General features: G+C 70.4%; 8 protein-coding genes. 6 read left to right on the plus strand and 2 right to left on the minus strand.

Features of this window, described 5'->3' with window-relative positions:
* Positions 1-105 precede the first annotated feature (105 nt).
* Positions 106-615 carry a hypothetical protein gene (locus ACRRSS_RS22910; protein WP_435972997.1) on the plus strand — a complete coding sequence of 170 codons (510 nt, stop codon included), beginning with the start codon at positions 106-108 and terminating at the stop codon, positions 613-615.
* 97 nt (positions 616-712) lie between these two features.
* On the opposite strand, the gene ACRRSS_RS22915 is transcribed toward ACRRSS_RS22910, so the two are convergent.
* Positions 713-3,625 carry a glycoside hydrolase family 48 protein gene (locus ACRRSS_RS22915; protein WP_435972998.1) on the minus strand — a complete coding sequence of 971 codons (2,913 nt, stop codon included), beginning with the start codon at positions 3,623-3,625 and terminating at the stop codon, positions 713-715.
* A gap of 274 nt (positions 3,626-3,899) precedes the next feature.
* Between ACRRSS_RS22915 and ACRRSS_RS22920 the strand changes: the two genes are divergently transcribed.
* Both ACRRSS_RS22920 and ACRRSS_RS22925 read left to right on the plus strand, forming a co-directional pair.
* Entirely contained in the window at positions 3,900-5,444 is a 1,545-nt protein-coding gene (locus ACRRSS_RS22920) for a cellulase family glycosylhydrolase (RefSeq protein WP_435972999.1), read from the plus strand.
* 30 nt (positions 5,445-5,474) lie between these two features.
* On the plus strand, positions 5,475-7,232 hold the full coding sequence (locus tag ACRRSS_RS22925) for a glycoside hydrolase family 6 protein (protein WP_435973000.1): 1,758 nt from the start codon (positions 5,475-5,477) through the stop codon (positions 7,230-7,232).
* Between the two features lie 93 nt (positions 7,233-7,325).
* Here the strand turns inward: ACRRSS_RS22925 and ACRRSS_RS22930 are convergent, their stop codons facing one another.
* Positions 7,326-8,405: a LacI family DNA-binding transcriptional regulator gene (locus ACRRSS_RS22930; protein WP_435973001.1), complete on the minus strand. Its 1,080-nt coding sequence runs from the start codon at positions 8,403-8,405 to the stop codon at positions 7,326-7,328.
* 313 nt (positions 8,406-8,718) lie between these two features.
* Here ACRRSS_RS22930 and ACRRSS_RS22935 point away from each other — a divergent pair, with 313 nt between their 5' ends.
* The 3 genes from ACRRSS_RS22935 (at position 8,719) to ACRRSS_RS22945 (ending at position 12,069) form a co-directional block, all read left to right on the plus strand.
* Positions 8,719-10,071 (plus strand): ABC transporter substrate-binding protein, encoded by a 1,353-nt coding sequence (locus ACRRSS_RS22935; RefSeq protein ID WP_435973002.1) that lies wholly within the window; start codon positions 8,719-8,721, stop codon positions 10,069-10,071.
* Between the two features lie 87 nt (positions 10,072-10,158).
* On the plus strand, positions 10,159-11,160 hold the full coding sequence (locus ACRRSS_RS22940; protein ID WP_435973003.1) for a carbohydrate ABC transporter permease: 1,002 nt from the start codon (positions 10,159-10,161) through the stop codon (positions 11,158-11,160).
* 3 nt (positions 11,161-11,163) lie between these two features.
* A complete protein-coding gene (locus ACRRSS_RS22945; protein WP_435973004.1) occupies positions 11,164-12,069 on the plus strand; it encodes a carbohydrate ABC transporter permease in 906 nt (301 codons plus the stop codon).
* The last annotated feature ends 24 nt before the right edge of the window (positions 12,070-12,093 follow it).

Genomic DNA, 12,093 nt, shown 5'->3' on the forward strand with positions numbered 1-12,093 from the left:
GGCAGCCTACACAAGAGAGCTGTAGGCAGTGTATGTATTGGTAGCCAACGTATTGGCAGCCAGTCCATCGAGCTTCTGCTCGGCATCCCCACGGAGGCGCACGCCGTGACCGAGTTCCTGTTGTCCGTCCACGTCCTGGTCGCGATCGTCACGGTCGGATCGATCACCGTGGCCGCGTCGATGTTCCCGCGCGTCGCGCTACGGGCCTTCGGAGACGGGGAGCCCGACGCGCGCCCCGAGGAGACGGGGGCCCCAACCGGGAGGGACACCGGGACCGGGACGGCCCGGCTGCTCCACCGGGTCTGCACCGGGTACGCCGTCGCGGGTGTCGTCGTCCCGGTGTTCGGCATCGCCACCGGCGCCCGGCTCGGCGTGCTGACCGACGCGTGGCTGATCGTCTCGCTCGTGCTGACCGTCGTCGCCGCCGCCCTCCTCGGCCTGGCGATCCTGCCGGGCCAGCGGCGCATGCTCGCCCTGGCCGAGGGCGCGGCGGCGGAGCGGGAGGCGCGGCCGATCGCGTCCCGGCTCTCCATGACCACCGGGATGTTCAACGTCCTCTGGGCGGTCGTCGTCGTCCTGATGATCGTCCGCCCGGGCTCCACGACGGGCGCCTGATCCCGCGGACCGCGCGGGTACGCGTGCGGGCCGGGCGGCGCCTTCCGGCGGCCGCCCGGCCTCGTCGTACGCCGAGCCGCTCCCTGCGGGGCGGCTGCTATTCGAGCAGCTCGGCGTACGAGCCCATGGCCAGGGCGATGTCCGCCTGGGCCCAGAAACGGTGGTACGTGAAGACGGGCGCGGCGCCGCCCGCCAGATAGGCCTCGATCTTCGGCCAGGCCGGGTCGTCCTGGTAGAAGCTGCGGATCGAGGCGAAGGTGGAGGTGTTGTTCACCGTGTCGCCGTTCGGCATGGTGCCGGTCCAGCCGTTCGGTACGTACACGGGGTCGTCGAAGCGGTGGTAGTCGGCGCGGGTCTCCTCGACGGCGACGCCCAGCGGGTCCTGGTGGTGGTCCCACATGCCGTCGAGGAGGGCCTTGGCGACGCGCTTGGCCTCGGCGTGGCCGGACTTGGCCGCGTAGTAGGTGAGGGTCTTGGCGTAGGCGGCGGCGACACCGACGTCGTTCGTGTAGTCGGCGACGGTGACGTGCAGACCGGCGTTGGCGCCGGGGTTCGCCGCGTTCCAGGTGTCGGGCTTGCCGGACCACTGGAGGGTCGACGGGATGCGGTAGGTGCCGTCCGGGTTGATCGTGGTCTTGGACAGCGCCCAGGAGACCCACTTGTCGAGGACGGTCTTCGCCTCGGCGTCACCGGTCTGCTGGTAGTACTCGGCGACCCGTTCCATCGACCAGGCCTGGAAGCCGAACCACTGGTTGGACGCGGGGTCGTGGTAGACGGGCTTCTCGTCGTAGTACATGCCGTGGAAGGTGGGGGTGCCGGCCGGCGGGGTGGCGTAGCGGCCCTGCCAGCTGTTGGTCGCGCCGCCCGCGATGGCTCCCTCGTCGGACTGGAGCCAGCGGTAGAACTCCAGCTGCCGGTCGAGGCTGGTCGCCCAGTCCGCCTGCCCTGTCGCGGACTTGGGCTTGAGCGGGGCGTAGGAGCTGAGGGCGTAGGCGGCGAGGGGGTTCTGGTAGCCGCCGTGCGCGTGGCTGGATCCGATGCGCCAGGACCAGCCGGCCGAGGTGTCGGTGGCGCCGCCCCAGGCGTAGTACCAGGACATCAGGTAGTGCGCGCTGTTCTTGCCGGTGCCGGCCGGGCAGGCGGTCGGGCCGACGCAGTCGCCGACCTTCTTGAAGTACTTGTCGAACATGGCGTACCGCAGGTAGTCGCCCATTTTGGCCGCCTTGCCGACGGTCGCGGAGACCTGGCCCCCCTTGCCCTGCTGCTTGGCCCAGAGATCGGCCCAGTAGGCGGCCTGGACGGCGCGGGCGTCGGCGTCAGGGGCGTTGGTGAACTTCCACTGCTTGGCGTAGGAGGCGTCCCCGGTGAAGAGGTCGAGGTAGCCGTTCTTCCCGCCGTACGTGAAGTTGTCGCAGGTCGGGTGGGTGACGGTCTCCCAGACGGACTCCTGCGGGCCGCGCTGGAAGGTGTTGATGTACGAGGGGCCGGTCGCCGTCGGTCCGGCGGAGCACTTGCCGGGCTCGTTGCCGAAGCCGTAGACGTTGTCGACGTCCTGGATCCAGTGCATGCCGTAGATGTCGTCGGTGCTGTAGGCGCTCTTGAGCTCGGCGGCGATCGGGTCGGAGCCGGAGGTCACTCCGGAGTCGAGCCGGGCGGGGTACTGCGAGGGCAGGTCCCACTCGGGGGCGTACGTCGCCGGCTTCGAGGCGTTGTAGGAGCCGGTGGTGGGCGTGTCCGCGTGGGTGGGGATCATGAATTTCTCCATGATGTCCCAGGCTCCGTTGAACTTGGTCCAGTCGCCGGTGATCTTGCCGTACATGGCCTGGAGCCAGATCAGGTAGCTGTACGCCTCCGAGGTCGTCTGGTGCCCGTGGTCGGGGGCCTCGACGATCAGCGTCTCCACCGAGTGGTACGGGATGCCCTCGGGTGAGAAGTACCCGTTGGCCGGGTCGGTGATCTTCCCGTGGAGGTCCAGGAAGCGTGCGTCGTACGTCGAGTCGGCGGCCAGCTGGGCGACGGTGACCTGGGCCTTGGCGTGGCCCGGGGCGGTTGCGGTGAACACGGCCGAGCCGGTGCCGGTGGCCGCGGCGGCGACGGTCACCTTCTGCGCGGTGTTCCAGTTCGACGGAGTGAAGGTGAGCGCGGCGGGGGTCGCGGTGAGGTTGGTGTTGCCCGAGGTACGGGTGACGCCGACCGTGACGTTCGCCGTGGGGGCGGTCGAGAGCTTCAGGTCGAAGGTGCCGGTGGTTCCCTGCCGTACCCCGAGCTGACTCGGGGAGGCGACGAGCGCGGGGCCCGCGGCGACGGTGATGCCGACGGGGGCCGACTCGGCGGAGGCGCCGAGGCTGTCGTGGGCCCTGGCGTAGAGGGAGTGGGCTCCGGCGGCGAGACCGGTGGCGCTGAAGGTGAAGGGTGCGGTGTCGTCGGTGCCGAGGAGCGTGGAGTCGCTGTAGAACTCCACCTTGCCGACGGTGGCACCGTCCGCGGCCGCGGCGGTGGCGGCGAGCGGGACCGCGTCGCCCTCGGTGTATACGGCTCCGGGGGCGGGGCTGGTGAGGACGGCGACCGGGGGCTGGTGGGCGCCGGTGCAGGGGGTGCCGTTGACCGCGAACGAGGTCGGGGCGGCGTTGGCCCCGGTGTAGGTGAACTGGGCGCCGGTGGTGACGGCGGCCCCGGGGGCGAGGGTGCCGTTCCACGACGCGTTGGTCACGGTGACGGTCCTGCCGGACTGGGACCAGACTCCGCTCCAGCCGTTGGTGAGCTTCTGGTCGCCGGTCTGGGCGTAGGTGAGCGTCCAGCCGGTGAGGGCTTCGGCGCCGCGGTTGGTGAGGGTGAGTTCGGCCGTGAAGCCCGAACCCCAGTCGTTCGTCCGGTAGTCGACGCCGCACCGGACGGCGGCCGCCACGGCGGTGTCGGCTCCGACGGCGGGGAGGCCGAGGGAGAGGGACAGCGCCGCGGCGAGGGCGGTCAACGGTCGGCGTGGGCTCGTTCTCGGTCGGAGGCGTGGCATGCGGGTGGTTCTCCTCGCGGCTCGTGAGGGCGGGGGGAGCGAAGAGCGGAACGTGCCTGGAGACAAGCTGTGAACCAGTGGGAGCGCTCCCACTGTGCAGTTGGGGCGCTGCGGCGTCAAGGTGCGTGAAGAGTCGAAGGCAACGGACAAGGAAATTTACCCAACCCCTCTTTTCCTTGGCGGCAGTTGACGCTACGGTCTGGCCGACCAGTGGGAGCGAATCCGTCCGGTCGGCACACCGCCAGAGGTGTGCCCTCGCTGCGAGGACTCGCTCATGCGACATCCCCCACGTCTGTCCGCGCTGCTCTCCGGAGCGGCGCTCACGATGGCGAGCACCGCGTTCGCCCTCTTGGGTACGGCCTCAGGAGCCGCGGCCGCACCCGTCTGCACGGTGGAGTACTCGGTCACCGGCCAGTGGGCCGGCGGCTACCAGGGCGCCGTCACGATCACCAACAACGGTGCGCAGCTGAGTGGTTGGAGACTCGGCTTCGACTTTCCGGCCGGCCAGTCCGTCAGTCAGGGCTGGGGTGGGAAGTGGTCCCAGTCCGGGGCCGCCGTCACGGTCGTGAACGAGAGCTGGAACGCCTCGCTCGGCACGGGAGCGAAGGTGTCGGGCGGCTTCATCGCCTCCTGGTCGGGCGCCAACACGGCTCCCACCGCGTTCACGCTCAACGGCGCCCCGTGCGGCACCGGCGTCCCCCCGACGCCGACGCCGACTCCCACACCCACGCCCACACCCACCGAGCCGACCACCCCTCCGACCACGCCGCCCACCACTCCCCCGCCGACACCGGCCCCGGTCACCGGCGCGCCCGAACTCAGCGTGTCCGGAAACAGGTTCACCGACCAGAACGGCGCCACCCGACGCCTCCTCGGCGTCAACCGCTCCGGCGGTGAGTTCATGTGCGTCCAGGGCCACGGCTTCTTCGACGGCCCCGTCGACGACGCCTCGGTCAGGGCCATCGCCGACTGGAAGGCCAACACGGTCCGCATCCCCCTCAACGAGGAGTGCTGGCTCGGCCTCGACAACATCAAGCCCGCCTACCGCGGCACGCCCTACATCGACGCGGTCAGGGACCTGGTGAACAGGGTCCTCGCCCACGGCATGACACCCGTGGTCGAACTGCACTGGACGCACGGTCTGTACACGGGCAACTCGGCGGGCTGCTCCGACGTGCACGCCTCCTGCCAGAAGCCGATGCCCGGCGCCCAGTACACCCCGGCGTTCTGGACCTCGGTGGCGAACACCTTCAAGAACGACCGGCGGGTCGTCTTCGACCTCTTCAACGAGCCCTATCCGGACCGGGCGACCTCCACCGCGACCCAGGCGTGGACCTGCTGGCGCGACGGCGGCAGCTGCCCGGGCATCGGCTACGAGGTCGCCGGCATGCAGGACCTGGTGGACGCGGTCCGCGCGACAGGGGCGAGGAACCTCGTCCTCGTCCCGGGCATCGCGTACTCCAACGACCTGAGTCAGTGGCTCGCGTACGCCCCCACCGACCCGGCGGACAATCTGGCCGCCGCCTGGCACGTCTACAACTTCAACACCTGCTCCGACGAGACGTGCTGGAACACCACCCTCGCCCCGGTGGCCGCCGAGGTTCCCCTCCTCGCCGGCGAGATCGGCGAGAACACCTGCGGACACGCGTTCGTCGACCGCGTCATGGAGTGGTTCGACGACCGCGGCCTCTCGTACCTGGGCTGGACCTGGAACACCTGGAACTGCAACTCGGGTCCCGCGCTGATCAGTTCGTACGACGGCACTCCCACCGCGTTCGGCATCGGGCTGCGCGATCACCTGCGCGGCCTCACCCCCTGATCCCACCCCCTGGAAGGAATCCCCACCCGCATGAGCCGCACCAGAAGCACCAGCCGCACCGCCCTCCTGGCGGCCCTCGGCCTCATCACGGCCACCGGCGCCACCGCCACCGTCCTCGGCACCGCCACCGCCGGCGCCGCGGCCCCCGGTTGCCGGGTCGACTACCGGATCACCAACCAGTGGAGCACCGGCTTCGGCGCCGACGTGACCGTCACCAACACCGGTGACCCGGTTGCCGCCTGGACCCTCGAATGGTCCTACGCGGGCAACCAGCAGGTCACCCAGGGCTGGAACGCCACGATCACCCAGTCCGGCACCGCCGTCACCGCCAAGAACGTCTCCTACAACGGGACCCTGGCCACGGGCGGTTCGACCTCCTTCGGCTTCAACGGCTCGTACAGCGGCACCAACGCCGTACCGGCCACCTTCAAGCTGAACGGGGTCGTCTGCAACGGCGCCACCGAGCCGACCCAGCCCCCGACCACCCCGCCCACCACTCCCCCGACCACGCCTCCCACCACCCCGCCGCCGGCCGGCGGCAAGGCCGACAACCCGTACGCCGGCGCCAAGGTGTACGTGAACCCGGAGTGGGCCGCGAAGGCGGCGGCCGAGCCCGGCGGCACGAAGATCTCCGGCCAGCCCACCGGTGTCTGGCTGGACCGGATCGCCGCCGTCAACGGCTCCGCCACCTCCATGGGCCTGCGTGCCCACCTCGACGAGGCCCTCCGGCAGAAGGGCACCGGCGAGCTCGTCGTCCAGCTGGTCGTCTACAACCTGCCGGGCCGCGACTGCGCCGCGCTCGCCTCCAACGGCGAGCTCGGCCCGACCGAGATCGGCCGCTACAAGACCGACTACATCGACCCGATCGCCGCGATCCTTGCCGACTCCAAGTACGCGGGGCTGCGGATCGTCACCACGGTCGAGATCGACTCGCTGCCCAACCTCGTCACCAACGTCTCCGGCCGCCCGACCGCCACGCCCAACTGCGACGTCATGAAGGCCAACGGCAACTACGTCACCGGTGTCGGCTACGCGCTCAAGAAGCTCGGCGCGATCGGCAACGTCTACAACTACGTGGACGCCGGCCACCACGGCTGGCTCGGCTGGGACGACAACTTCGGCCCCTCCGCCGAACTGTTCAAGCAGGCGGCCACCGCCGAGGGCTCCACGCTCTCCAACGTCCACGGCTTCATCGTCAACACCGCCAACTACAGCGCCCTGAAGGAGAACCACTTCACGATCAACGACAGCGTGAACGGCGTCTCCGTGCGCCAGTCGAAGTGGGTCGACTGGAACCGGTACACCGACGAGCTGTCGTACGCCCAGGCCATGCGCGCCAAGCTGGTCCAGCTGGGCTTCGACAGCGGCCTCGGCATGCTGATCGACACCTCCCGCAACGGCTGGGGCGGCACCGCCCGGCCCACCGCCCCGGGCGCGACGACCAGCGTCGACACCTACGTCAACGGCGGTCGCTACGACCGGCGCATCCACCTCGGCAACTGGTGCAACCAGTCCGGCGCCGGTCTCGGCGAGCGGCCGCAGGCGGCGCCCGCCACGGGCATCGACGCGTACGTCTGGATGAAGCCCCCGGGCGAGTCCGACGGCGCCAGCAAGGAGATCCCGAACAACGAGGGCAAGGGCTTCGACCGGATGTGCGATCCGACCTACACGGGCAACGCCCGTAACGGGAACAGCATGTCGGGCGCGCTGCCGGACGCCCCGATCTCGGGCCAGTGGTTCTCGGCCCAGTTCCAGGAGCTCCTGAAGAACGCCCACCCGGCGCTGTAACACCCCCGCGCGACCTTGTGGCGGGCCGGGGTCCCGGCCCGCCACAGGGAACTCCCCGCCCACCCCCACGCGCGCGTGCCCGCGCCGACCTGCTCAGCTCGACTCCCGCACGATCAGCTCCGTCGGCAGCACGTGCCGCCGGGGCTCTTCCGGTGCCTCCGCGATGTCCTGGAGCAGCATCCGCGCCATCGTGCGGCCCATCTCCTCGATGGGCTGCCGCACACTCGTCAGCGGCGGGTCCGTCAGCCGTGCCACCGGCGAGTCGTCGACCCCCACGAGGGCCACGTCCGCCGGCACCCGCCGCCCCGCCTCCCGCAGGGCCGCCCGCGCGCCCGCCGCCATGACGTCGGAGGCGGCGAAGACCGCGTCCAGGTCCGGGCTGCGGTCGAGCAGCCGCCGCATGGCCAGCCGGCCGCCCTCCTCGGTGAAGTCGCCCGCCGAGACCAGCGCCTCGTCGGGCGCGAGTCCGGCCTCCGTGAGTCCGGCGCGGTAGCCGCCGAGCCGGGCGCGCGCCACGTACATGTCGAGCGGTCCCGTGACGGTCGCGATCCTGCTCCGTCCGCGCGCCACGAGGTGCGCGACGGCGGCCCGGCCGGCTCCGATGTTGTCGGAGTCGACGTAGGGCACGGGCTCGGCCTCCGAGCGGCGTCCGTTCATGACGACGGGGAGGCCGAGTTCCCTGACGCGGTCGGGCAGCGGGTCGTCGCCGTGGACGGAGGCGAGCAGGACGCCGTCGACGCGCTGGGCGGCGAGGTACTGCTCGAAGCGCTGGCGCTCCTGCTCGCTGCGGACCAGGGTGAGCAGCAACTGTTTGTCGGCCTCGGCGAGTTCTGCGCTGACCCCGCGGATGAGGTCGAGGAAGTACGGCTCCGCGAAGAGCCGGGTCTCGGCCTCGGGGATGACGAGCGCGATCGCGTCCGTACGGCTGCCGGCGAGGGCGCGGGCCGCCTGGTTGGGTACGTAGCCGAGTTCGGCGACGGCTCTGGCGACGGCCGTCCTGGTCCGCTCGCTCACGCGGGGGGAGCCGTTGATGACCCGGGAGACCGTGCCCCGGCCGACCCCTGCCATGGCCGCGACCTCCTCCAGGGTGGGTCTGCCGCTCTGCCGTCCGTTCACCGCTCCCGCACTCCCCTCGTAGGACAACGCGCAGCTCACCCTGGGCCCGAAGGTCATGGGAGCGCTCCCAACCGAGCCCCAAACTAGCCCACGGGACCCGGGCCGCGCCACGAGGGTGTGTTCAGGAGATGACGCGACGACGGCCGCGAGAGGCCGCGAAACCCCCGGAAAACCTTCCGGTAACGAATCCGCGTTCATCTCTTGACACCCCCACCCGCCAGGCAGCAACCTTCCGGCAACGACGTGGGAGCGCTCCCATCCGGGATGCGCACAGCCTTGCATCAGGTCCCGGCCGGCGCCGCCGAGCCGCGATCAGCGGGCCGGACCTCTTGGCGCACAACGAGCACCACCTTTGGACGAGGAGAGTGGAATGCGCACTTCCAGCAGCAGACGCGGACGCCGTGCGGCGATCGCGGCGGTCGCCGTCGTCGTGACCGGCACGACCCTGCTCACCGGTTGCGGCAGCGACGACGACAACGGCGCCAAGGGCGGCGGGGGCGGCCAGGCGGGCGGGAAGATCACGCTGCGGGTCGGGACCTTCGGTTCCTTCGGCTACGACGACAAGACCGGCGCCAAGCTCTACGCCGAGTACGAGCGGCTCCACCCGAACATCAAGATCGAGGAGTCGAACGTCTCCGACGGTCAGAAGTACTGGGACACCCTCAAGCTGCGCCTCTCCCAGAACAGCGGCGTCGCCGACATCCAGGCCGTCGAGGTCGGCTACATCGCCGAGGCGACCGGCCCGGCCATGGCGAACAAGTGGATCGACCTGGGCAAGGAGGGCGGCGCGAACCTCGGCGACTTCCTCGACTGGAAGGTCAAGCAGGCCACGACCGGCGACGGCAAGGTGATCGGCCTCGGCACCGACATCGGCCCGATGGCCATCTGCTACAACAAGGACCTCTTCGCCAAGGCCAAACTGCCCACCGAGCGCGACGCCGTCGCCAAGCTGTGGTCGGGCGACTGGGCCAAGTTCATCGAGACCGGCGAGAAGTACAAGGCGGCCGCCCCCGCGGGCACCTCCTTCCACGACTCGGCGAGCGGACTCTTCAACGCCGTCATCTCCAGCGACCCCGTGCAGTACGCCGACACCAGCGGCAAGCTCGACTGGGAGAACAGCCCCGGCGTGAAGAAGGCCTGGGAGACGGCCGTCACGGCGGCCCAGGGCGGACTCACCGCCAAGCTCCGCCAGTTCGACGAGAAGGGCACCTGGAACGCGGCCTTCAAGAACTCGAAGTTCGCCACCGTCGCCTGCCCCAGCTGGATGACCGGCATCATCAAGGACCAGGCCGGACCCGCCAACCAGGGCAAGTGGGACATCGCCGCGCCGCCGGTCGCCGGCAACTGGGGCGGCGCCTTCCTCGCCGTGCCCAAGGCCGGCAAGCACACCAAGGAGGCCGCCGAGCTGGCCGCCTGGCTGACCGCCCCGGAGCAGCACGCCAAGGTGTTCGCGGTCAACGGCAACATCCCCTCGTCGAAGGACACGCTGACGTCCTCGACGGTCCAGGAGGCGAAGCTGCCGTACTTCGGCGACACCCCGGTCGGCAAGATCTTCTCCAGCGCGGCGGCCGGCATCACGCCCGCCTCGATCAGCCGGTACGACGGCCAGGTGAAGACCTTCCTCACCGACAACGGCATCCTCGACATCGAGCAGCGCGGCACCGACCCGGCCAAGGCCTGGGAGAACGTCAAGAAGCTGGTCGACGACAAGATCGACCAGTAGCGGGGGCCGTGTGCGGGTCCGCCGCCCGCGGGCGGCGGACCCGCACCGTCCGCACCACCGCACGCATCGACCCGGAAGGACGCCCCCGTGGCCACCCCCGTTCGGGCGAGGCCGGACGGCTCCCCGCCGCCCGCCGCACCGCCCTCCTCCCCCGGCCCGCGCGGCCACCGCTCCTCCCCCCGCTGGCGCAGCACGCTCTACCGCTGGGACCTCAGGGCGATCCCGTACGTCTTCGTCGCCCCGTTCTTCCTCACCTTCGCCGCCTTCGGTCTCTTCCCGCTGATCTACACCGGCTGGCTCTCGCTCCACCGGGTCGAGCTCGGCGGTGACCCGACGTGGAAGGGCCTGGAGAACTACACCGACCTCGCGACCAGCGAGTTCTTCTGGAACGCGCTCGTCAACACCTTCACCATCGGGGTCATCTCGACCGTTCCCCAGCTGCTCATGGCCCTGGGCCTGGCGCATCTGCTCAACTACAAGCTCCGCGGCCGGGGTTTCTTCCGGGTCGCGGTCCTCGCCCCGTACGCCACGTCGATCGCGGCGGCGACGCTGGTCTTCGCCCAGCTCTTCAACACCGACTACGGGATGATCAACGGCGTCCTGGGCTGGTTCGGCTTCGACCCGGTGAACTGGGAGTCGTCCAAGTGGCCGGCGCAGATCGCGATCTCGACGATCGTCACCTGGCGCTGGACCGGCTACAACGCGCTGATCTACCTGGCCGCCATGCAGGCCGTGCCCCAGGACCTGTACGAGGCGGCCTCGCTCGACGGTGCCTCGCGCTGGCGCCAGTTCGTCAGCGTCACGATCCCGTCCATCCGGCCGACGATCCTCTTCACGATCATCGTCTCCACCATCGGCGCCACCCAGCTGTTCGGTGAGCCGATGCTCTTCGGCGGCAGTGTCGGCATCAGCGGCGGCAGCGGCAACCAGTTCCAGACGCTGAGCCTGCTGATGTACGAGAAGGGGTGGATCACCGGCGCGCTGGGCCAGGCCTCGGCGATCGCCTGGGTCATGCTGCTGCTCCTGCTGCTCGTCGGCGGCGTCCAGGCGCTCGTCTCCCGCCATCACCGCAAGAAGCCGGGGAGCTGACCCATGGCCCGCACACTCGACACGACCGCGTCCCGAGCCCCGGCGGCCAACCGCCCGGGAAGGCGCTTCCGGCAGTCCGCAGGCCGCCAGCACCACGCGGGACCGCTCACCTACGTCCTGCTCGTCGGGGCCGCGTTCGTCTCCCTCTTCCCGCTGTACTGGAACGTGGTCGCCGCCTCGCACACCGGCGAGCGGGTCGTGGAGGCCCCTGCGCCGCTGCTGCCCGGCAACCGCCTCCTGGACAACCTGAGCTTCGCCTGGAACCAGGTCGACATGGGCGAGGCGCTGATCAACACCACGATCGTGGCGAGCCTGGTGGCCCTGTCCACCGTGCTGTTCTCCACGCTCGCCGGTTTCGCCTTCGCCAAGCTGCCGTTCCGGGGCCGGGGAATGCTGCTCTCGCTCGTGGTCGCCACCATGACCATCCCGCCGCAGCTCAGCGTCATCCCGCTCTACCAGATCATCACGGACCTCGGCTGGTTCGACCAGCTCCAGTCGGTCGTCCTGCCGTCGCTCGTCGCCGCCTTCGGCGTGTTCTTCATGCGCCAGTTCCTGGTGGAGGCCCTGCCGACGGAGCTGGTGGAGGCGGCCAGGATGGACGGCGCGCACAGCCTCCGGATCATCTGGCACGTGGTCTTCCCGGTGGCCAGACCCGCCATGGCCGTGCTCGGCATGCTCGTCTTCGTCCAGGCGTGGAACGACTTCTTCTGGCCGTTCATCGCCCTCACCCCGGACGGCAACCCCACCCTGCAGGTGGCGCTCGCCGGTCTCGGCGCGGGCAACCACAGCGTGGACCACGCCGTCGTGCTGACCGGCGCCCTCATCTCCACCGTGCCGCTGCTGCTCGTCTTCGCCTTCCTGGGCAAGCACATCGTGGGCGGCATCACGGCCGGCGCCGTCAAGAGCTGACGGCGCCCGCCGCCCGCACTCCAC

It is taken from the genome of Streptomyces sp. Qhu_M48, from assembly GCF_051305195.1.
In the GTDB taxonomy this organism is placed as follows: Bacteria; Actinomycetota; Actinomycetes; order Streptomycetales; family Streptomycetaceae; genus Streptomyces.

Excerpts from the sequence above, each read along its gene's own strand:
- ACRRSS_RS22945 (WP_435973004.1), top strand. The coding sequence starts at position 11,164 with ATGGCCCGCACACTCGACACGACCGCGTCCCGAGCCCCGGCGGCCAAC.
- ACRRSS_RS22935 (WP_435973002.1), top strand. The coding sequence starts at position 8,719 with ATGCGCACTTCCAGCAGCAGACGCGGACGCCGTGCGGCGATCGCGGCG.
- ACRRSS_RS22920 (WP_435972999.1), top strand. The coding sequence starts at position 3,900 with ATGCGACATCCCCCACGTCTGTCCGCGCTGCTCTCCGGAGCGGCGCTC.
- ACRRSS_RS22915 (WP_435972998.1), bottom strand. The coding sequence starts at position 3,625 with ATGCCACGCCTCCGACCGAGAACGAGCCCACGCCGACCGTTGACCGCC.
- ACRRSS_RS22930 (WP_435973001.1), bottom strand. The coding sequence starts at position 8,405 with ATGACCTTCGGGCCCAGGGTGAGCTGCGCGTTGTCCTACGAGGGGAGT.
- ACRRSS_RS22925 (WP_435973000.1), top strand. The coding sequence starts at position 5,475 with ATGAGCCGCACCAGAAGCACCAGCCGCACCGCCCTCCTGGCGGCCCTC.